Here is a 21,952-nt window from a genome sequence, read left to right on the forward strand (position 1 = left end):
AATAAAGCCGGAATTGGCAAATGCCATTCCGGCTTTATTTTTTACTGGCTTGCCCTGACAACTAATCCAGCGCAACCCCAAACACATACACATCCACGCCATTCGCTGGCTTGATCACCGTGGCAGGGATCGCCACCCCACTGCGCCAGTTATTCACGGCCTCCTGCTTGCCAGCCCCCGTCACCAGAAAAATCACCGCCCGTGTATTACTCAGGCGACGCGCACTGATAGAAACGCGCTCCGCAGGTGGCTTAGGGGAATTGTAGACGGGGAAAACATCCACGCTATCGTCCCACACATGGCCGGGAAACAGACTCGCCGTATGGCCATCTTCGCCCAGACCCAGCAGCACCAGGTCAAACTCGCCCACGCCTTGCAGGGTTTTGGCATACTCGGCGGCACCTTCCACAGGGCCACGCTCAGCTGGAATATCGTGTATCTGATCGGCAGGAATCGTCACATGATCCAGCCATGCCTGACGCGCCATCAGGCTGTTGCGCTCTGGGTGATCCGCAGGCAGGCAGCGGTCATCATTATGGAAAACATGCCACTTGCTCCAGTCAGCCTTGGCATGACGCAGCAATTCATACACCTGCTTGGGGGTGTTACCGCCCGCCAGCACAATGGTAAACGCTCCGCGTGCGGCTATCGATTCTTCTGCCAGCGATAAAATCCGCTGCAGCGTTGCTTCATTAATCGCCTGCTGCGAAGAAAATGTGTGCCAACGACTGATTTGTCCATTTAACACTAAACTTTGGGTGGAGTTTTTCGTCATACCTGAAACCTTTGCTATACAATAATGGCCACATACAAGAGCCCATAAAGCGCTCGTATGTAAGTAACATATCTCAACAAGAGATGATGACACATCATCCCGATCAAGGAAAATCAAATGAAAATTGCAATGCTAGGTTTGGGCAAAATGGGCGGCAACATGACACGTCGCCTTCTGAAGAGCGGTATTCAAGTTGTGGGCTTTGACTTCAGCCAAGAAACCGTCAATCAGATTGCCTCAGTCAATGGCATGATCCCCTCTACCTCGGTAGCAGACGCCATTGCCAAACTGGACGGTGAATCTCCTAAAATCGTATGGCTCATGCTGCCAAGCGGCGACCCTACTGAAAATCAGATCAAGGACCTGGTCCCCCTGCTGAACAAAGGCGACATCATCGTCGACGGCGGCAATTCGAATTACAAGCACAGTCAGCGCCGCGGTGCCTGGCTGGCTGAGCAAGGCATTGGCTTCATGGACTGTGGTACTTCCGGCGGCATCTGGGGCCTGGACAATGGCTACTGCCTGATGACCGGCGCAACCCCTGAAGTTGCCAAGACGGTAGAGCCACTCATGAAGGCTCTGGCGCATGAAGACCACGGCTGGGCACACGTAGGCCCCATCGGCTCTGGCCACTTTACCAAGATGCTGCACAACGGTATTGAATACGGCATGATGCAAGCCATGGCCGAAGGCCTGGACCTGCTGAAAGGCAAAGAAGAATTCAACCTGGATCTGGCTCAAATCACCGAACTGTGGCGTCATGGTTCCGTGGTGCGCAGCTGGCTGCTGGATCTGACCGCTGAATCCCTGAAGGTTGACCAGACCCTGGAAAACATCGCCCCTTACGTGGCTGACTCCGGCGAAGGCCGCTGGACCGTGGTAGAAGCGGTTGAGCAAGGTGTAGCAGCCCCGGTATTGACCGTGGCACTGCAAGCGCGCTTCAGAAGCCAGGACTCCAAGGGCTATAGCTACAAACTGCTGTCACTGATGCGTAATGCATTTGGCGGCCACGCTGTTAAAACCAAGTAATCGGTTTTAACCAGCACGACAAAAGGTGCGCCCGCCATAAGCGGCGCACCTTTTGTTTTTTTGCCGCTTGCCCGCCTAGCGCGGGACAAAAAAGCCGCAATCACGGTAAAATCACGGTAATTCATTAATTTGCTATCAACGGAAGCTTTGAACACATGAAACAAATCGATCCTTGTACCCTGGTTCTGTTTGGTGCCAGCGGCAATCTTTCCCGTGTCAAACTCATGCCCGGTCTTTTCCGCCTCGATGCCCTCGGTCGCCTGCCTGAAAAAATGGCGATTTTTTCCGTTGGCCGTGGCGAAGTCAGCCAGGAAGCCTGGCGTGCCGACATCAAGGGCATGCTGGATGCCAAATTCAAAAAAGGTTATGACCAAAAGGTGTTCGAGCGTTTCATAGCCCGTAACTTCTACCACGCCAATCCGCCTACCGACCCCAATGCCTTCGCCAAGATGAAGGACAAGCTGTCGGACGAAGCCACCTTCCCGCAGAACCTCGCGTTCTTCCTGTCGGTGCGCCCTTCTGACTTTGCGCAAGTGGTAGACCAGCTGGCCGAAGTCGGCCTGACCAATGAAGACAAATACTGGCGCCGTGTAGTGATTGAGAAGCCATTTGGCACCAACCTGCCCTCCGCCAAGGAGCTGCAAGCCTCCATCAGCAAGCACCTCAAGGAAAGCCAGATCTACCGTATCGACCACTACCTCGGCAAATCCGCCCTGCAAAACATCCTGCTGCAGCGCTTTGCCAACACCGTGCTCGAGCCAATCTGGAACAGCGAATACATCGACCACGTGCAGATCACCAACACCGAAATGCTGGGCGTGGGCGACCGCACCCAGTTTTACGATGCCACCGGCGCCCTGCGCGACATGATCCAGAGCCACGTGCTGCAAACCCTGGCGCTGACCACCATGGAGCAGCCAAAAGACCTAAGCCCCGACGCCGTGCGCGCCGAGAAGATCAAGGTACTCGAAGCCATTCGCCCTATCCCGGTAAACGACATTGAGCACCACGCCTTCCGTGCCCAGTATTCAACTGGCGAAATCAACGGCGAAAAAGTCCCCGGCTATCTGGAAGAGCTGGGCGACAGCAGCAGCGTGGTGGAAACCTACGCCGCGCTCAAGCTGTTTATCGACAACCCGCGCTGGAAAGGTGTGCCGTTCTACATCCGCACCGCCAAGCGCCTGCACGAAGCCGACACCCGCATCTGCATCCGCTTCAAAAAAGCCCCGCTGCAAATCGGCAATGGCCAGCATCAAAACTGGCTCATCATCGGCATCCAGCCACGCGAGTCCATCAAGCTTGAAATCGAATCCAAGATTCCAGGCCTCGACATCAACACCCGCACCATTGAGCTCGATGCCGCCAACCGCCAGGACGGCGACGAAACCGTGGACGCCTACGAGGCCCTGCTGCTCAATCTGATGGAAGGCGACAACTCGCAATACCTGCACATCAGCGAAGTAGAAGCCCAATGGCGCCTGGTAGACCCCGTGATTGAAGCCTGGGCCAAAGACCGCAAGCCCGTACACCAATACCCCGCTGGCAGCAGCGATCCAGAAGCCTCCAAGGTCATCTTCGAACACGAAGACCAGTTCTGGCGTTACTCCATCCAGCTGGGCGGCGACACGCACTAATCCCTATTAACGAAACAAAGCGGAGCCCCGGCTCCGCTTTTTATATATTCAAGAGAACCCTATGAGCATCAAATCCGATAAATGGATACGCCGCATGGCAGCAGAGCACGGGATGATCGAGCCCTTCGAACCCCAACTGGTCCGCGAACAGAACGGTGAAAAAATCGTCTCCTTCGGCACCTCAAGCTACGGCTACGATATCCGCTGCGCCGACGAATTCCGCGTATTCACCAACATCAACAGCACCGTAGTCGACCCTAAGAATTTCGACCCGCAATCCTTCGTCGAAGTCTCCGGCAAAGGCTACTGCGTCATCCCCCCCAACTCATTCGCCCTCGCCCGCACCGTGGAGTATTTCCGCATCCCCCGCAGCGTACTCACCGTCTGCCTGGGCAAATCCACCTACGCCCGCTGCGGCATCATCGTCAACGTCACCCCCTTCGAACCCGAGTGGGAAGGCTACGTGACCCTGGAATTCAGCAACACCACCCCGCTCCCCGCCAAGATTTACGCCGGCGAAGGCTGCGCCCAGGTGCTGTTCTTTGAGTCCGATGAAATCTGCGAGACCTCGTATAAGGATCGTGGTGGGAAGTATCAAGGGCAAGTTGGGGTTACGTTGCCGAAGATTTGATTTAAAAAAACCAGCTCCCAAGTCACATCCACCAGTCTAGCTTTAAAAACGGGAGCATATAGCTCCCGTTTTTATTGACGAGCACATCACACTTAAGTGCTCAGGGGCGAACGCATATTAAAGAATTCGTAGCGCTATTAAAAAAAAAGCGCACTTAAATTGTGTGAGTTAATGACATTAAAGTATTAGTTATAAGCGGTTGCAATTGCCTACCACGACTATGACTTTGTGAGATATGGCAGTCAATAAAATTCTTATCCAAAGAATATTGAATAAACTGAATGAATGAATAAGGCAGCGGAAAGAAACCGGCAGGAATTCGTAAATCATTGAGACCACTAAATTGCATATGTGCTGGCTCATGTGTATTTACATCGCGATCGTAGTCGAATCGTATATGTGAAGTATTCGTAGGGTAAATCGATTTTAATTCAATTTCCTCAACGACATTTAGCAAATGCTCAGCAAGCAGGTTTTCCTCCATATCTTGCGCACTCTCTGCTGCATGAAAATGATCATCCAAAGTATCTCGAGTATCCAGAGGCTTAGGATAATAGGCTAACTTTGCCATCTTAAGACCTTGTTCTTCAAATAAATAGTAGAATTGAAAGAATGACTGATCATTAAGCAATAGAGAGTATTGCTGATTATCAATTAACCATTGGTACTCTAATGGGTAATATACATTTTTAAAAATTCCGGATTTGTAATTAGTCCAGGAAATTTCGTTTCCATCCTCTTGAATTCTATTGGATTGAATTTTTTTTGACAGAAAAGTCTCGATCAATCTAAGATTTTGTTTTGCTTCGGCTAAGTTCAATTTTTCCCCTCTTTCTCTAAAGCCTCCAGAAAAATACGTTTAAGGTCTTCATTCTTCATCAGCTCGTTCATAGTTCTCTGAATTTCATCTAGCTCCTTATCTGACTTACGTATCAAGCTTCGACTACTCTTAACGGCATCCTCGCTTGGGCAGAAAAATTCAAATCTAGGAAACTTTGATTTTATTGTATTAATTTCTTTTATCAGCTCGTCTATTCCACTCCCATTTCCAGATATGTAGCACCATCCTCTAGAACGAGTCACTGCAACAAAGAAAGCATTTCTTGCACGAAGTGTAAAATCATTTGAAACGACTTGCGAATTTATGACAAAAACTATATTAGCTTCATTACCTTTAGCTCTAAAAGGTGTGGAAATTGTGACATTACCTTGTGGTCTAAATATGTCCGAGCTTTCAACATATCCTGGCAAGACGGAAGAAACACCGACATTAGTTAATGCTTGCTGCATTCGCAGCATTGATACTTTATTTTGGTAAGATTTCAAATTAACAATAACTATTTCTTCAGGTTTGACACCCTCATCATTAATCAATGTGGCAACTTTGCTAGCAACCCTTTCAAACTCAATATCTTCATCAGGGTATTGCTCGCACTCTACTAACAATAATGGATCGATATCTTGCGTTCTCAATAGCTGTTCTAGAGTATTCTTACTAGTCTCATCTGCGCGCTCCAACGCAACTCGATCACCTGCATCTATAAACAATTTTTGCGGCTCGAGTAAGTTATATCCAATTGCTCGCCAGTCCTCCCGGCTGTACCACATGTGAATTGGCTTGCTGTAAATGCCCAAAGCAACCCCATGCGCAACCATTAGCACAGGTCGTGGCGTCCTGTAACATACCGGAAGAATAAAGTCTTTTTTATACCTCCAGCATATTCACCTTCGAGAACAGAGTTAGGCATATTGGGTTGCCCATCTTTTTTTCCAAAAAGATCAGCTGGCTCTTTTATCATAACTTCTTTTAATGATTGAAACTCATCATATGCCCAAACGATTCTTTTCTTTCCGTTAATAGATTTTGTTATTTTAAATACGACCTCAAATACCTCTTCAGGGAAATCTTGCGCTTCATCGATCAAAACTAAATCGTATATTGGCTCAAGCTTATCCCCAACCTTATTTAACAGATCTTTATATATAACTTTCAACGGGTCTGTTGTATATCGCATCTGAGTGAAGTTCATCGGAGTCAATCCAAATTGATTACACAATTCAGAATATAAGCCAGGCTTCGATCTTCCACCCCAAGCGTGAAGAATATGAAGTTTATTGCTAAAGTCTGGACTTTTTTTAGCCTCTGATGAATAGTATTTCGTAATCAATGAACTTACAGCGCCATACAAGCTTTGAGTATTAAACAGATAAAGAATTTTGAATTCACTCAACCGCTTGTGTGTTATTGCGGCCTTTAGCGATAAAACAATTGTTTTCCCCGTCCCTGCCAAGCCTCTAATTCTCTGAGGGCCGTCTGGAAGCTGCATTGAAACTGCTCTTTGCAAATCATCTTGTTTAAAAGTGGATTTTAAAGAAAGTTGTATAAAGTCATTAATAGTTTGTGGGGGAGAATCTTCTTTGTAAGTTACTTTATCTTGATATACAAATGTCCCTTCAAGCAAAGAAATAACTTTATCTAAATGCGTCGTCGACAAAGGCTCATCTAGCTCAGCTTGCATTAACACATCCTCAAATGTATCGATATCAAGCATTGTCGCCCCATAACCCTCAATCGGAAGAGAATACTGTTGCAGATCATTAATTTGATTTTCACAAAATAAGATATAACTGCGTATTGGTATAAGCAGTTGCCTAGCAGCTCGACTATATAGAGTTATGTCGTTTCTTATACGCCCCTTAACGTCCTCCTCATAAATCTGGAGATCTATTGATTTAGATTGTATATATTCATCGCCAATAAGCCAAAATTCCGTTTCATCTTTTTCCTGAATATCATTAAGCAGCTCCTCCACCACATCGAGCAGTATCACTCCGTGTTCTTGAGTTACTATTATAAAGGATGGCACCTGATCAGCATCAGCTCTCCCAAGATTAGTCATTTTATATGCCAAATAACCATTAGCATTTACAAAAAGACTTTGAAGTCTATTCGCTATCTGAAGATGATAGGTTTTGTTCTCCAGTTCTAAAGAACCTGGCCAAAATTTGAAAGAGTCTTTAGGCATTTGATTACCGATTTTCCATTTTTACTAAATTTTTTAGGTTTTTTTTACATGACCTCATTGAGAAAACTATATGCGTCATCCCTTCAATATGCAGCGCCATACCACGCAGGCAATAAAAGAGTGAGGTATATCACTCTCTGCTAGATACTGTCTTAGTTAGTATAATTATTTAATATTAATAGATATACCTAAAGATATACAAAAAATTACTAACCATCCATCTAACCAAAAATTTTCTTGCAAACCAGCAGCTACAGTAATAATTGACACTACATTTAGCTATAGTCAGGAATATCTAACTAATCCCAACTCAACGCCCCACCCGTCTGATACTCCGTCACTCTAGTCTCAAAGAAATTCTTCTCTTTCTTCAAATCCATCATTTCGCTCATCCAGGGGAAGGGGTTGCTGGCGCCGGGGTATAGGGCGTCGATGCCGATTTGTTGCATGCGGCGGTTGGCGATGAAGCGGAGGTATTCCTTGAACATGGCGGCGTTGAGGCCGAGCACGCCGCGGGGCATGGTGTCTTCGGCGTAGCGGTATTCAAGCTCGACGGCTTGTTGCATCAGGCGTTTGATTTCTTCGCGGAATTCGGGGGTCCACAGGTGCGGGTTTTCGAGCTTGAGGGTGTTGATGAGGTCGATGCCGAAATTGCAGTGCATGGATTCATCGCGCAGGATGTATTGGTATTGCTCAGCGGCGCCTTGCATTTTGTTCTGGCGGCCGAGGGCGAGTATCTGCACAAAGCCAACGTAGAAAAACAGGCCTTCCATGATGCAGGCGAAGACGATGAGCGAGCGTAGCAGCTGCTGGTCGGTTTGCATGGTGCCGGTTTTGAATTCGGGGTCGGTCAGGGTATTGATGAAGGGGATGAGGAAGTCGTCTTTATCGCGGATGCTGGAGACTTCTTGATAGGCGTTGAAGATTTCGCTTTCGTCCAGGCCCAGGCTTTCCACGATGTATTGGTAGGCGTGAGTGTGGATGGCTTCTTCAAAGGCCTGGCGCAGCAGGTATTGGCGGCACTCGGGCGCGGTGATGTGGCGATAGGTGCCGAGCACGATGTTGTTGGCGGCCAATGAATCGGCAGTGGTGAAAAAGCCGAGGTTGCGCTTGACGATCAGGCGTTCGTCTTCGGTGAGCGCGCTGCTGTCTTTCCACTGGGCAATGTCGCGGCTCATGGAGATTTCTTGCGGCATCCAGTGGTTGGCGCAGCCTGCCAGGTATTTGTCCCACGCCCAGTGGTATTTGAATGGTACGAGCTGGTTAACGTCGGTTTGTCCGTTAATCACGCGCTTGTCTACCGCTTGCACGCGGCCCGTGGCGCTGGGCTGGTTGGCGGGCTGGCTGGAAATGCTTTGCGCGGCTGTGATGGCGGCGGCAGATGGCATGGCGGGTGCTGCGCTTGGGGTGGCGACAGACGCTGCAGCTGGGGCAGTCAGGATATCTTCTTCAAAATTCAGCATGGTGTTTCCTTAAAATTCGGCGTTGAAGGTGCGACCCACCCTGGTAGCAAGGCACATCATGTGCAGCCAGCGTGGGTGAGTCGCAGACAATCAGAGGGTTATTGGCAGGCTTCGCAGTCCGGGTCGTCGATCAGGCATTGCTTGGGCTCAGGCTCGGCGCTGGGGCTTGCCGCAGACACGGGCAAGCCGGACGACACCGCATTGAGCTCCCCGCCCTGCCCGGTCGATTTCTCGGCCGAGGTGGCGCCTAGCGAGCGCAGGTAATACGTGGTTTTAAGGCCACGCAGCCAGGCCAGCATATAAACGTCATTGAGCTTTTTTCCGGAGGGCGCGGCGAAGTAGAGGTTGAGCGATTGCGCCTGGTCTATCCATTTCTGGCGGCGGGCAGCGGCTTCGACCAGCCACACCGGGTCTACCTCAAACGCGGTGGCGTACAGCTGCTTGAGGTCCGCCGGTACGCGTTCGATGGCGGCCAGCGAACCGTCGTAATACTTGATGTCGGCAATCATCACTTCATCCCACAGGCCACGCGCTTTCAGGTCTTGCACCAGTTGCTCGTTCACCACGGTAAATTCACCTGAGAGGTTGGATTTCACATACAGGTTCTGGTATTCCGGCTCTATGCTGGCGGAGACGCCAACGATATTGGAGATAGTCGCTGTGGGTGCAATCGCCACGCAGTTGGAGTTGCGCATGCCCACGCGCTGTATGCGCTGGCGCAGGCTATCCCAATCCAGCGTGGAGCTACGGTCCACTTCCACCTGGCCACCACGTGCTTCGGATAGCAGATTAAGCGTATCCAGCGGCAAAATGCCTTGATCCCACAGGCTGCCACGGAAGGACGAATACGCGCCGCGCTCTTCCGCCAGATAGCTGGAGGCGAGGTAGGCGTTGTAGCACACGGCTTCCATGGCGCGGTCGGCGAATTCCACTGCGGCGGATGAGGCATACGGCACGCGCATGGCGTGCAAGGCATCCTGAAAACCCATGATACCGAGGCCCACCGGGCGGTGACGGTAATTGGAATTGCGCGCCTTGCCCACGGCGTAGAAGTTAATGTCGACCACGTTATCCAGCATGCGCATCGCCACGCGGATGGTGGCGGCGAGCTTGGTCTGGTCCAGCACATAGCTGTCGCCTTCAGGCATCAAGTGCGCCATCAGGTTTACCGAGCCCAGGTTGCATACGGCGATTTCCGTCTCGGAGGTATTCAGCGTGATCTCGGTGCAGAGGTTGGAGCTATGCACCACGCCCACGTGCTGCTGCGGCGAGCGGATATTGCACGGGTCTTTGAAGGTGATCCACGGATGGCCGGTTTCAAACAGCATGGAGAGCATCTTGCGCCACAGCTGCACCGCGGGCACGCGCTTGAACAGCTTGATCTCGCCATTGTCGGCGCGGCGCTCGTAGTTGGTATAGGCAGTTTCGAAAGCCTTGCCATACAGATCATGCAGATCCGGCACGTCAGACGGTGAAAACAGCGTCCAATCCGCATTGGCCTGCACGCGCTGCATAAAGAGGTCAGGAATCCAGTTGGCGGTGTTCATGTCGTGCGTGCGGCGGCGGTCGTCGCCGGTGTTCTTGCGCAGGTCCAGAAACTCTTCCAGGTCCAGATGCCAGCTTTCCAGATAGCCACATACCGCGCCCTTGCGCTTGCCGCCCTGGTTCACCGCCACGGCGGTGTCGTTGACCACTTTCAGGAAAGGAATCACGCCCTGGCTTTTGCCATTGGTGCCCTTGATACGCGAGCCGAGCGCCCGCACTGGCGTCCAGTCGTTGCCCAGGCCACCGGCAAATTTTTGCAGCAGCGCGTTTTCCTTGATCGCCTGGTAAATGCCATCCAGATCATCGCTCACAGTGGTGAGGTAGCACGACGACAGCTGCGAATGGCGCGTGCCGCTGTTGAACAAGGTGGGCGTGGAGCTCATGAAATCAAAGCTGGACAGCACATGGTAAAACTCAATGGCGCGGCTTTCGCGGTCAATCTCGTTGATCGCCAGGCCCATGGCCACGCGCATGAAAAACACCTGCGGTAGCTCGATGCGGCGCTCTTCAATATGCAAAAAGTAGCGGTCATACAGCGTCTGTAAACCCAGGTAGCCAAACTGCAGATCGCGGTCGGCCACCAGCACACTGGCAAGGCGGGCGAGATCAAACTGTGCCAGGCGTTCATCCAGCAATTCGGCGGCAATGCCGGTCTTGATGTACTGCGGAAAATATTCGGCATAGCGCTGCGCCATGGCGGTATGGCTCACGGCTTCGCCCAGCACCTCGGCCCGCACCAGGTCCAGCTGCAGGCGGGCGGTGACGTAGTTATAGGCAGGCTCGCGCTCAATCAGGCTGCGTGCCGAGAGGATCAGCGCGCGGCGCACTTCATCAAACGGCATACCGTCGTAAAGGTCGCGCATGGCCTGCTCCACAATCACGGTGGGTTGCACCGCATCGCCCAGATTCACGCAGGCCTCGGTCACCATACTGAGCAGCAACTGCTGGTCCAGCGGCACGCGCTTGCCATTCTGCAGCACATGCAGCGTGGGCGCAGGCGCTTGCTGGGCGGCACGCTCGGCGGCGCGCTTCTCGCGGTACAGCACATAGGCGCGCGCCACGTCATGCTCGCCCGAACGCATCAGCGCCAGCTCCACCTGATCCTGAATATCTTCAATATGTATGGAACCACCGGCTGGCTTGCGGCGGACGAGTGCGGCCACCACGGTATCGGTCAGCGCCTGCACCTCGGCACGCATGTGGCTGGAAATGGTCGAGTGTTCGCCCGCCACCGCCAAAAACGCCTTGGTCAGCGCAATGGAAATCTTGTCGGCAGCAAACGGCACGGCGGCACCATCACGGCGTATGACTTGCAAACTTGGGAGTGCAGCATTTAAAACCGGCTGTGCGGTATTGATATCATCCATCTACATAGCTCCTATCAGGAGCGGGAGTCGGCAACCGACATACGCAGGCGCAATGAGATTGCATCGCCGCTGTATATCCACCACCAGGACCAGCAAGGGAGAAGGCGCAAACCTTCCATCTGCCGAGGACACCCCGCCTCAAACGCGTTGAAAAAATCCACGGCAGGTCTCCTGGCTCCCGGCCTTACGCTTGGCGCCTTCCCGAACCCCGGCAGGTTCAGTGGCTTCAGATGCCTTGCGCTACCAGACTGACATGGCGTCAGCCCGATGGCTGGTTACAGTTGCGGGGGCAGCCCCGGCGTTGCATATCGGCGAGATAACATCTGCAGACACACGCACCGGATTCCCTTTTAACTCGCGGTTTGAATCAAACCTTGAGGACCGTAGTGATCGCAATGTAACACAATAGGGAGTGGTATCGTCAACAGGTAAATACAAAATATGGGAATATCACCCCATGCGGCCTGCGCAAACTTTACGGCCAGCCCAGCCGCCCCGGCACGCGTAAATGCCCGCTGGCAAAGGCATTCTCGACAAATATTTCAATCGCATGACATCCACCCGCATAATGTCGGTTGTTGCCCTTCCCTGGCATTTCATCCCCCAAAAATTAGAAAGTCGTTGTTCGTGGAAATCGCGTTCGTATTTGGCAGGCTGGTGTTTTCCATCCTCGCCAATGTCTATCAGAAAAAACTGTCGCAGCATCCGCTGCATCCCTTCTTTATGGTGGCAACCAGCTATGTGGTGCTGAGTGTGCTGGCGCTGCCATTTGTGCCTGTGGTGCATGCTGCCAGCCTGCCGCAGGCGTTCTGGGTGAATGTCTTGCTGGCAGCCGTGCTGGATGTGGGTGGCTGGATGTTCATGGTGATGTCGCTCGCCAAAACCGATCTGTCGGTGTTCGGGCCGCTGAATGCCTACAAGGTGGTGATTTCCATGCTGCTCGCCATTGTGTTTCTGGGTGAAGTGCCTACACTGCAAGGCTTTGCCGGGGTAGCCATCATCGTGGCAGGCAGCTTCTTTCTGATGCCTGCCAGCGGTCAACGCGAGGCCAACCGCATGCTGCTATTGCTGAAGGAGCGCGGCGTGCAGGCGCGTTTTCTGTCCATACTGCTGTTCTCCATCGGCACGCTGTTCCTGAAAAACGCGGTGACGGATGGCGGGCCGCTGGCCACGCTGGTGTTCTGGTCGCTACTGGGTTTGCCCCTGGTGATGCTGGCGAATCTGCTCTTCATTCCGGCGGATGTTAAAAAAAGCACCAAAACCTCGCTATCGCATTTGCCCACGATTGCCAGCATAGGCGTCATGATTTTCATCATGCAGTACTGCACGCTGGTGCTGCTGTCGCACATGCTGGTGGCGTATACCTTGGCGCTGTTTCAGATGAGCATGGTGCTGCAGGTGCTGGTGGGCTATCAGGTGTTCAAGGAAAAAGACATTCTGCGCAAGCTGACCGCCGCCATCGTCATGATGCTGGGCAGCCTGCTGGTGATTACCGCCTGACCCAAACCAGGCATTAAAAATGCCAGTGGCCCACGCATGCATTCAATACGTGGGCCACTGGGCAAGGTTTAAACAACCGCCAAGGGCTAAGCGACCATGAGACGCGGAATCACGCCGCCTTGTGATTGAGCTTCTCGTGCCGCAGCTCCCGCGCCGCAGCGACCATGTGTTGCAGAGCAGCGATGGTTTCCGGCCAGCCGCGGGTTTTGAGGCCGCAATCCGGATTCACCCACAGGCGCTCTACCGGGATCACCTCAATCGCACGCTTCAGCAAGGCAGTCATGGCTTCCACACTCGGCACTCGTGGCGAGTGGATGTCATACACACCAGGGCCGATGTCGTTGGGGTAATCAAACTCGCCAAAGCCATCCAGCAGCTCCATCGCAGAGCGCGACGTCTCAATGGTAATCACGTCGGCATCCATGGCGGCAATCGACGGCAGAATGTCGTTGAACTCCGAATAACACATGTGGGTGTGTATCTGTGTGCTGTCTTCCGCCACACTGGCCGATAGCTTAAATGCCCGCACCGCCCATGCCAGATACTGCGCCCACTTGGCCTGCTGCAAAGGCAGCCCCTCGCGGAAGGCGGGCTCGTCAATCTGGATGATGGCAATGCCTGCCTGCTGCAAGTCGGCCACTTCATCGCGTATCGCCAGCGCCAGTTGCAAGGCGGTGGTTTCGCGCGGCTGATCATCGCGCACAAACGACCATTGCAGCATGGTCACCGGGCCTGTGAGCATGCCCTTGACTGGCTTAGTGGTGAGCGACTGCGCGTAGCGGGCCTCCGCCACGGTCATCGCCAGCGGGCGGTGCACATCGCCGTAAATAATCGGCGGCTTGACACAGCGCGAGCCGTAACTCTGCACCCAGCCGTATTGGCTGAACACATAGCCTGCCAGCTGCTCGCCAAAGTATTCCACCATGTCGTTGCGCTCGGCTTCGCCGTGCACCAGCACATCCAGATCCAGCGCCAGCTGTTGGTCGATGGCATGCCGGATGTTCTGCTGCATGGCCAGCGTGTAATCCTCCGCGTTCAGATCACCACGGCGAAACGCCGCCCGGCTCGCCCGAATATCCGACGTTTGCGGAAAGGAGCCTATGGTGGTAGTCGGCAGCAAAGGCAGCCGCAAGCGCTTTTGCTGCGCCAGCCGACGCTCGGCAAACGGGCTGCCGCGCTCAGCGGATAACTGCGGCAGATGCTGCAAGCGCTGCTGCACGCTCTCGTTGTGCACGCGTGGCGATGCGCCGCGAGAAGCAATGGCCTTGCGTGCCGCCTGAAACTCGGCGGCCACGCTATCCACACCGTGATTCAGGGCCTGCTGCAATAGCTGCAACTCGTGCAGTTTTTCATCGGCAAAAGCCAGCCAGGAGCGTATTTCGGCATCCATCGCCGACTCCTGCGCCAGTGAAACCGGCACATGCAACAGCGAGCACGATGGCGCGATCCACAAGCGATCCCCCAACTGCTGCGCCACTGGCTGCAACAGCTGCAAGGTCTTGTCGAGATCATTGCGCCAAACATTGCGGCCATCCACAACCCCGGCAGAGAGCACCCAGTGGCTGGGCAAGGCCGCCAGCCAAGCGGCAAGCTGTTCCGGCGCCCGCACCAGGTCAATATGCAGACCATCCACTGGCAAAGCGGTGACCGCGCCCACATAGCGGGCCACGCTTTCAAAATACGTCGTCAGCAACAGCTTGGGCCTGTGGTCGCGGATGCGGGCATAAGCATCGGCAAATGCCGCCAGCCAGCGCGCATCCAGATCCAACGCCAGCACGGGCTCATCGATCTGCACCCAGGCAATGCCGCGCAGCTTGAGCTCGCTCAGCAAGGCAGCATATTGCGCGCACAAGGCTGGCAACAGGGTTAGACGGTCAAACCCGGCATCGCGACTCTTGCCCAAGTATAACCATGACACCGGGCCCAGCAATACGGGCTTGAGCTCGGCGCCGGTGGTCAGTGCCTGGTCTATCTGCAGCAGAAACGCATGCGCGTTGATGGAAAATTCGGTGTCGGCGCTCAGCTCGGGCACCAAGTAGTGGTAGTTGGTATCAAACCATTTGGTCATTTCCAGCGCGGGCTGCTCGGCATTGCCGCGGGCCAGGGCAAAGTAGTCCTGCGCCTGCAACGGCCGCCCGGCAAAGCCGAAACGCGCCGGGGTGGCGCCAAACAGCATGCTGTGGTCCAGCACATGGTCATAGCATGAAAAATCATTCACGCTGATAAAGGCCAGGCCAGCATCTATCTGCTTTTGCCAATGCGTCTCGCGCAACTGGCGCGCGGTCTGCTCCAGCGCCGCTTCATGGCGGGCTTCTTCGCCGGGCGCACTTTTCCAGAACGCCTCCAGCGCAACTTTCAGTTCACGGTTGGCCCCGACACGCGGGTACCCCAGGATATGGGCTTTGATCATGACAACTCACCTCTGAATAACGAAGGCCGCAGTTTGCGTGCTATCATCGAATTAATAAAGCGAGTTTTTTTCCATTAAACTTGAATTAAATTCATATCATGATCGAAATCCGACATCTCAAATCCTTCAAGGCCATCGCCGAAAGCGGCAAGCTGGCACTGGCCGCCGAGCGCGTTTACCTGACGCAATCGGCGCTCTCGCACCAGATACGCTCGGTAGAGCAGTATTACCAGATCACCCTGTTTCAGCGCACCGCGCACGGCTTGCGCTTTACGCCTGCGGGAGAACGCCTGCTCAAGCTGGCAGACATCGTGCTGGAAGCCACCGCGCAGGCGGAACGCGATCTGGAGCGGCTGAAATCCGATCAATCAGGCGAGCTGCGCATTGTGCTGGAATGCCACACCTGCTTTGACTGGCTGACACCGGTGATGGATGCCTTTCGGCGTGCGTGGCCCGAGGTGGAGCTGGACCTGGTGGCCGGGTTTCATAGCGACCCCTGGAGCCTGATCAAGGAAGGCAAGGCGGATTTTGTCATTGGCGGCCTGCCAGGCAAGATGAAAATGCTGCAGCATGTGCCGCTTTTCACCTTTGAAATCATGGCGGTATTGCCGACGGACCATCCCCTGCATACCCGGCCATTTTTGCAGGCCGAGGATTTCAGCGGCAGCACGCTGATCACCTACCCGGTGCCGGAAGAACGCATTGATCTGATACGCGAAGTCCTGCACCCGGCCAATGTGGCGTTTGACCGCCGCACGGCCGAGCTTACTGTCGCCATCATGCAGTTGGTGGCGAGCCGTCGCGGGCTGGCGGCGCTGCCCAGCTGGGGCATACAGAGCTATCTGGAGCATGAGTATGTGATCGCCAAACCCATCACGCGCAAAGGCCTGTGGTCGGAGCTGTATGCCACCGGCAATACCGAAATCATGGCGCGGCCTTATGCGGTGGATCTGGTACGGATTATTCGCGAAACCTGCCTGGATACGCTGGCGGGCATACGGCTGCTGTGAAACAAATCCTTGATTTAATTTGACTAAATTGAGGTCACATAACAGCGCAAATGGCAATTTAACCGAACTTAAGCCAACACATGGGGTTCTAACCGGGACAAGCAAGCCCAAATGAAAATGACCAAAGGAGAATAATCAATGATGAAATCATGGCCGAGTTCCCTTATTACCATTGCAATGACCGCTGCATTGATGACCGCCTGCTCGAAGCCTGAGCCCGCGACGCCGGAAACCGCAGAAGCCCCTGCTGCCACAACCCCGCCACCCGCTGCCGCACCTGAGGCTGCACCTGCTGCCCCTGCCGCAACGGGCAAGGCAGAACCCGGTGGCTATGTGCCCGCTGAACACGAGAAAGTCGCTCCCGCGCCTGAAGGCACCGCGCCTCACACGGCTGGACCAGACGAGACCAAGACCGAATAAGTCTGGGCGTTTTTTGACTTAAGTCTTTCTATCACCTGGCTTTTATAAGCTACCCCGTGGGTGACCAGCATTGCGCTGGTCACCCACGTTGCTTTTGGCTTTTCACATTTAGCTTTTTACTTTGGCCGATGGTTTGACCACCACCGAGCATGTCATGCCAGCCACCAGTGTCAGACCATCAGGAATCGCATCGATATGGATACGTACCGGCACCCGCTGCGACAGCCGTACCCAGTTGAAGCTGGGGTTCACATTGGCAAGCAGCCGCACGTCAGTGGGGTTATCGCGATCGGTAATGCCCATGGAGATGCTTTCCACATGCCCTTGCAGTTTCAACCCTGAGCCTAGCAGCTGGATCTCGGCGGTATCCCCCACATGAAACATCTGCAGCTTGTGTTCTTCAAAGTAGCCGTAAACCCAGAAGGAATGCTGATCAATGACCGCCAGCTTGGGCGCGCCTACCTGGGCATAATCACCTGGCCGCACCAGCAGGTTGGATACCCAGCCATCCACCGGCGAGCGCACCACGCTGCGCACCATATCGAGCTGGGCTTTTTCCAGGCTGGCAAGTGCGGCCTCGTAATCCGCCTTAGCACCAGCGGCTGCGAGGTCGGTATCCTCGCGGTTTTCACGCGAGATCACTTCATCATCCAGACTGGCGCGCCGCAATGCCTGGCTACGTTTCATGGCGAGCGATGCCTTGCGCTGATCCACCACTGCGCGCGCTTCAGCCAGGGCATGGCGATAATGCTCAGGGTCGATCTGAAACAGCACATCGCCACGATGCACAAACTGGTTATCGCGCACCGCGACCTTCACCACAAGCCCGGCTACATCCGGCGCAATATTCACCACGTCGGCGCGCACCCGCCCATCGCGCGTCCATGGCGAATCCATGTAGCGCACCCATAGTTTCTGGGCAAGGAACACCGCCGCGCCCGCAATGGCCAGCGTGATCAATATCCTGAAAATACGTTTCAGATAAAATTTCATGGCAACTTTCCTTCACAAATTCTGCGCGTGACTTCCATGGCATGGGAGCCAGCGCGCTTCACAATGCCTGCATCATCACTGGTAAATCCACAGCCCCAGGCCTGCAAACAAACAACCAAACACCGATAGCCGAAACAGCGCGGGGTACCAGATCACGCGATAGGCCCCCAGCCAGGCAAACAAGCGGTCAAGCACCAACGTGCCTATCGCCGCCACGATAAAGGCGAGCAACAAGGTGGGCACCAGTGCATCCAGCAAGGCAAATTCACGTGGCATGATCAGACACCTCCCGCGGGGCTGGTACGCGCAAACATGGTGGGGCTAAAGGCCAGCACCGACGCTTCATCCAGCAAGGTGCTGTGCACAAAATGCAGGGTGGTCAGCAACTGGTGGCGCACATGCAGCGGCATCTCGCTGCCTGCAGTCGGCGCGGCCAAGACCAGCGCCTGATCAACCGCGCTGACAGCCTTTGCAATCGCGGCCTTGCCGGGGGATTCGTAAAGGCTGGCAACCTGGTGAATGGCGTTCTGCAAGGCTTGCGCCATGACAAGAGGCACATGCGGCAACTGCTCGCGCAGGGCAATCACCGCATGGCCGATCTCCAGCGCTGAAAACAGCCATTCGACCACGGCCTGGTCTTGCACTTCGCCCACTCGCTGTATGCTGCCCGAGCGCTGCACCAGATCCCGCGCGCTGGCTTCAAAGCGGGCCCGCCGCAATGGGATGGACTCGCGGCAGGCGGCCACCACCAGGCTGCGCAAGGCATTGGAAACCCGCTGCCTGGACCATGCGCTGCCACTGAGGTCGATCAGGCCGTACATGGTGCCCGAGATCAGAATCGCTAGCAGATCCGCCACCGCATCGTTGAGGAATGTCACCGGGTTGGCGCTGAATACCGTATTGAAGCCGATATGCAACAGGTAAACCACGGAAGTCCCCGCCCCGATCAGCGCGGTGGAGGGCCTGCAGCCCAGCCAGCTGGCGAGCAGGATGCCGGGGCTGATGGCGATGATCAGCGTCCAGAAATCATGCGCTTGCGTCAGCCACCAGAAATTGCTGAAGTACGCGAGCACAGTGCCGATGACGGCGCCCGCCATGAAGTGGCGTATGGTTTTGCTGGGCGACGGACTGGTGGCAAACAGCGTGCTGGTGATGACACCAATGGTGATGGCCTCGATGCCCGAACGCCAGTCGGTGAATATCCAGAGTCCCGCCAGGATCAGCAGCGTGATGCTGCCGCGCAGGGCGGCCAACAGGACGGCCAGCGGGTCAAAATGCATCTCCAGTTGCGCAGGCAATTCGCCCGTGTGCCCTTGATCTGAGGTATCAGGCGTCGCTATCGACCCATAGGTGCGGCTATACACATACAGCTCCTCGGCAAGCCGCAGCAGATAGGCAGCACCGGTATCAAAATCCAGCAGGTCCTTCGCTTGTAATGAGGCAGGCAGCCGATGGCGAGCCGCTTGCAGGCGCAGGTCAAAATCATCGCGGAAGGCCTTGAGCCGCTGCACAATCTCCAGCGTTTCCTGCTCGGTATGCGCGCTGCGGTTGTGTACCGACACGGCGTCTGCGAGCAATTGATACAGCTGCAGCAAGGCCTCACGCACTTCGACACGGCTGTTGTTGCGCTGCCGCTGCAATAGTCGATTGAAGGCATGAAAGGTCGTGGAGACCTCCATGAATTCATTATTGAGATGACTCAGGCGATGGCGGTGGCCACGCGATTCGTCCGTCTCCAGGCCTGAAGATGCACGAAAGGATTCCAGGCTGAAAATATCGCCGATAAACCGCAGCATGTGTGCTTGCAACGTGGCATGGGCTACCCCTTCGCGCGCGCTGATGCGTAACAGATCACAAAAATCGGTGTACCGCCGCCGCACGGTCTGCAAGGTCACATTCCACATGCGTTGCGGAAACACCAGATCACTCACCACCGTGGCGCACAGCAAGCCCACCAGGATTTCTGACAGGCGGGTGACACCGATATTGAAGGTGAGCTCGGGCGCCAGCGTGGCGGGCAAACCCACAATACACAAGGTGTACCCTGCCAGCACAAAGGCATAGGACTGGTGATTGCGAAAGATGACCGAGCCCGCCGTGCACATGCCTATCCAGATGGTCATGCACAGCAGGAACAGCACGCGCTCCTGCGCAAACATGGCGACCAGCAGAAAGGAGGCAATGATGCCAAAAATGGTGCCGATCAGGCGGTAATAGCTTTTGGTCAGCACCATGCCGGAACGAAACTGCATGACAATCGCCACCGTCAGCAAGGCCGTACGTGGCTGGTCAAACTCCAGACGCAGCGAAATCCACACTGCCAGCACACTCGCCAGCAGTGCCTTGAAAACATAGGCGATGACAGGGGCATCCAGCTTCCACCATTCGCGAGCGCCCAGGGTAGCCCCCATGCCCAGCGCACGCGCCATTGCCGATATGCCATGCGCCACTCGGCCAATGTGCCGCGAGCACATCAAGGCGCACAGACGCAGATGCAAGTGGGCGCGCAGCAGCGGCCGCCTCATGCTCGCGGATGACCATGCGTTCATGGTGTGCTCCCTGCCCTGCCTTCTTTCGTGGCATCGGAAATCGCCTGGCTGGCCTTGTCATCATTCAACCCACCGCCCAGCGCCAGCATCAGGCCCGCATGGGCATCCAGCTTGTCGGCTTCCAGCTGCACCATGGTTTCGCGCTGCATCAGCACCACTTCATGCGTCACCAGTACATGCTCGTAATTGGTCAGGCCCGCCTGGTAATGCCTGAGCGAAAGCGCATGGGCTTTTTCCGCCGTTGCCATGGCTTCTTCGGCATTTTTCATTTCACGTTCATTGGCATTGAGCAACACCAGCTGATTCGAGATGTTTTCCAGCGCTTTCAGTACGCTGGCGTTGTAATGCTCCACGGCAATGTCATAGCTGGCGGTTTGGGCACTGAGATTGGCACGGCGGCGCCCGCCATCAAATATGGGCAGCGAGATGGCCGGGCCCACGCCAGCAATGGTAGCGGCATTGCTGAAAAGGCGGCCAAAGCCAAGCGCCTGAAACCCGGCAAACGCCAGCAGATTGATATTGGGGTAAAAGCTGGCCTTGGCGCTGGCGATGTATTCACGCGAGGCCTCAATGCGCCAGCGACTTGCCAGAATATCCGGACGGCGGCCGATCAGGTTGGCTGGCAACTGGTCAGGCAGGCCTATGCTGGCGTCATAGTGCATGGCGGGCCGATGGATTTTCTCGCCGCCGCCCGAAGCCTGACCTGATAGCGCCGCCAGCTGATTCTGAATCAGCGCGATACGCGCCTCGATCTGCTGCACCTTCATACGGGCGACTGGCAAGGGCACTTCGGCCTCGGCAACGGCCAATTCTGTCGCCAGACCCGCTGCCCGCGCACGCCGGACAATAGCCACGCGGTGTTCGACTTCATGCACATGCTCTTCGGCAATACCGTGCAGCTGAAACTCAAACGCCAGGCGGATGTAGCTGCGCACCACGGCATTCACCAGCTCCAGCCGCACCTGCTGCATCTCGGCGGCCGATACATGGGTTTCGTCCAGGGCGGCCGCCCATATGCCCTTCTGCCTGCCCCACAGATCAAGGTCGTACGCCAGTGTCAGCGCGGCACGGTTATTCCAGTCCGTATGCCCGGCCGATGGCGACGGGATGAACTGCAGCTCGGTAAACTTTTCGCGCGTCATCGTGGTGTCACCACTCAGGGTGGGCAAGGTCTGCGCATGCATGCTGTCGGCATAGGCCTGGGCCAGGCCGATACGCGCCTGGGCAGCCTTGAGATCAGGGTTGTCGGAGATGGTCCGGGCGACCAGCGCATCCAGCTGGGCATCATGATAGTCCTGCCACCAAGCGGCTGTCGGCCATTCGATTTTTGCCGCACTCATCACGGTGTTGCCAAGATCAAGCTGGCTGGCCTGCACCGGCTTGGCCTGCGGTTCTATGCCCCGCATGCTTATACAGCCGGGGAGCATGGCGAGACTGCATGCCAGCAGCGCGGAAAACAGGTGTCGAGATGGCAGGTGCTGGCCGTTAACGGCGGCATCAGGGTGCGCTAAGGCATTCGTATTTCGCGGTGTGGTGTCAGGCAGCATGGCATTCAATTAAAACTATGGAACCATAAAGTATGGATTCAAACTAAATGTGC

17 protein-coding genes and 1 riboswitch are annotated in these 21,952 nt (G+C 54.9%); of the genes, 6 read left to right on the forward strand and 11 right to left on the reverse strand.

What is annotated here, in order from left to right:
* Positions 1 to 61: 61 nt before the first annotated feature.
* The gene (gene pgl, locus LG204_RS11875; RefSeq protein WP_230337467.1) at positions 62 to 775 is read right to left on the reverse strand and encodes a 6-phosphogluconolactonase; all 714 of its coding nucleotides are present in this window, start codon (positions 773 to 775) and stop codon (positions 62 to 64) included.
* Between the two features lie 117 nt (positions 776 to 892).
* On the opposite strand from pgl, the gene gnd reads away from it, so the two are divergent.
* From gnd to dcd, 3 genes are all read left to right on the forward strand, one after another.
* Positions 893 to 1,804: a phosphogluconate dehydrogenase (NAD(+)-dependent, decarboxylating) gene (gene gnd / locus LG204_RS11880; protein WP_230337468.1), complete on the forward strand. Its 912-nt coding sequence runs from the start codon at positions 893 to 895 to the stop codon at positions 1,802 to 1,804.
* Between the two features lie 155 nt (positions 1,805 to 1,959).
* Positions 1,960 to 3,438 (forward strand): glucose-6-phosphate dehydrogenase, encoded by a 1,479-nt coding sequence (zwf, locus tag LG204_RS11885; protein ID WP_230337469.1) that lies wholly within the window; start codon positions 1,960 to 1,962, stop codon positions 3,436 to 3,438.
* A gap of 61 nt (positions 3,439 to 3,499) precedes the next feature.
* Positions 3,500 to 4,069 (forward strand): dCTP deaminase, encoded by a 570-nt coding sequence (gene dcd, locus LG204_RS11890; RefSeq protein ID WP_230337470.1) that lies wholly within the window; start codon positions 3,500 to 3,502, stop codon positions 4,067 to 4,069.
* A gap of 154 nt (positions 4,070 to 4,223) precedes the next feature.
* Here the strand turns inward: dcd and LG204_RS11895 are convergent, their stop codons facing one another.
* From LG204_RS11895 to LG204_RS11915, 5 genes are all read right to left on the reverse strand, one after another.
* Entirely contained in the window at positions 4,224 to 4,889 is a 666-nt protein-coding gene (locus tag LG204_RS11895; RefSeq protein WP_230337471.1) for a DUF2290 domain-containing protein, read from the reverse strand.
* A complete protein-coding gene (locus tag LG204_RS11900) occupies positions 4,886 to 5,677 on the reverse strand; it encodes an ATP-binding domain-containing protein (RefSeq protein WP_230337472.1) in 792 nt (263 codons plus the stop codon). Before LG204_RS11900 ends, LG204_RS11895 begins: the two co-directional genes overlap by 4 nt.
* A gap of 47 nt (positions 5,678 to 5,724) precedes the next feature.
* Positions 5,725 to 7,095 carry a DEAD/DEAH box helicase gene (locus tag LG204_RS11905; protein ID WP_230337473.1) on the reverse strand — a complete coding sequence of 457 codons (1,371 nt, stop codon included), beginning with the start codon at positions 7,093 to 7,095 and terminating at the stop codon, positions 5,725 to 5,727.
* Positions 7,096 to 7,394: 299 nt separating this feature from the next.
* On the reverse strand, positions 7,395 to 8,558 hold the full coding sequence (locus LG204_RS11910) for a ribonucleotide-diphosphate reductase subunit beta (protein WP_230337474.1): 1,164 nt from the start codon (positions 8,556 to 8,558) through the stop codon (positions 7,395 to 7,397).
* 98 nt (positions 8,559 to 8,656) lie between these two features.
* Entirely contained in the window at positions 8,657 to 11,470 is a 2,814-nt protein-coding gene (locus tag LG204_RS11915; RefSeq protein WP_230337475.1) for a ribonucleoside-diphosphate reductase subunit alpha, read from the reverse strand.
* 144 nt (positions 11,471 to 11,614) lie between these two features.
* Positions 11,615 to 11,871: riboswitch (cobalamin riboswitch) on the reverse strand.
* Between the two features lie 226 nt (positions 11,872 to 12,097).
* On the opposite strand from LG204_RS11915, the gene LG204_RS11920 reads away from it, so the two are divergent.
* Complete coding sequence (locus LG204_RS11920; protein WP_230337476.1) at positions 12,098 to 12,970, forward strand: EamA family transporter; 873 nt, start codon at positions 12,098 to 12,100, stop codon at positions 12,968 to 12,970.
* 109 nt (positions 12,971 to 13,079) lie between these two features.
* Here LG204_RS11920 and metE read toward each other — a convergent pair whose 3' ends face one another.
* Positions 13,080 to 15,380, reverse strand: coding sequence for a 5-methyltetrahydropteroyltriglutamate--homocysteine S-methyltransferase (gene metE / locus LG204_RS11925; RefSeq protein ID WP_230337477.1), 2,301 nt, complete (start codon positions 15,378 to 15,380; stop codon positions 13,080 to 13,082).
* A gap of 98 nt (positions 15,381 to 15,478) precedes the next feature.
* Here metE and LG204_RS11930 point away from each other — a divergent pair, with 98 nt between their 5' ends.
* Together LG204_RS11930 and LG204_RS11935 are read left to right on the forward strand one after the other, a co-directional pair.
* Complete coding sequence (locus tag LG204_RS11930; protein ID WP_013441927.1) at positions 15,479 to 16,390, forward strand: LysR family transcriptional regulator; 912 nt, start codon at positions 15,479 to 15,481, stop codon at positions 16,388 to 16,390.
* Positions 16,391 to 16,528: 138 nt separating this feature from the next.
* Positions 16,529 to 16,810, forward strand: coding sequence for a hypothetical protein (locus LG204_RS11935; RefSeq protein ID WP_230337478.1), 282 nt, complete (start codon positions 16,529 to 16,531; stop codon positions 16,808 to 16,810).
* Between the two features lie 108 nt (positions 16,811 to 16,918).
* Here the strand turns inward: LG204_RS11935 and LG204_RS11940 are convergent, their stop codons facing one another.
* The 4 genes from LG204_RS11940 to LG204_RS11955 all read right to left on the reverse strand — a co-directional run bounded on the left by LG204_RS11940 (position 16,919) and on the right by LG204_RS11955 (position 21,899).
* Complete coding sequence (locus tag LG204_RS11940; protein ID WP_230337479.1) at positions 16,919 to 17,803, reverse strand: efflux RND transporter periplasmic adaptor subunit; 885 nt, start codon at positions 17,801 to 17,803, stop codon at positions 16,919 to 16,921.
* Between the two features lie 75 nt (positions 17,804 to 17,878).
* Positions 17,879 to 18,079, reverse strand: coding sequence for a DUF1656 domain-containing protein (locus LG204_RS11945; RefSeq protein ID WP_230337480.1), 201 nt, complete (start codon positions 18,077 to 18,079; stop codon positions 17,879 to 17,881).
* Positions 18,080 to 18,081: 2 nt separating this feature from the next.
* Positions 18,082 to 20,352 (reverse strand): FUSC family protein, encoded by a 2,271-nt coding sequence (locus tag LG204_RS11950; RefSeq protein WP_230337481.1) that lies wholly within the window; start codon positions 20,350 to 20,352, stop codon positions 18,082 to 18,084.
* Positions 20,349 to 21,899, reverse strand: coding sequence for an efflux transporter outer membrane subunit (locus LG204_RS11955; protein ID WP_230337482.1), 1,551 nt, complete (start codon positions 21,897 to 21,899; stop codon positions 20,349 to 20,351). The genes LG204_RS11950 and LG204_RS11955 overlap by 4 nt, the downstream gene beginning before the upstream one ends.
* Between the last annotated feature and the right edge of the window lie 53 nt (positions 21,900 to 21,952).

Origin of the sequence: Methylovorus menthalis, assembly GCF_020523625.1 — a bacterium.
In the GTDB taxonomy this organism is placed as follows: Bacteria; Pseudomonadota; Gammaproteobacteria; order Burkholderiales; family Methylophilaceae; genus Methylovorus; species Methylovorus menthalis.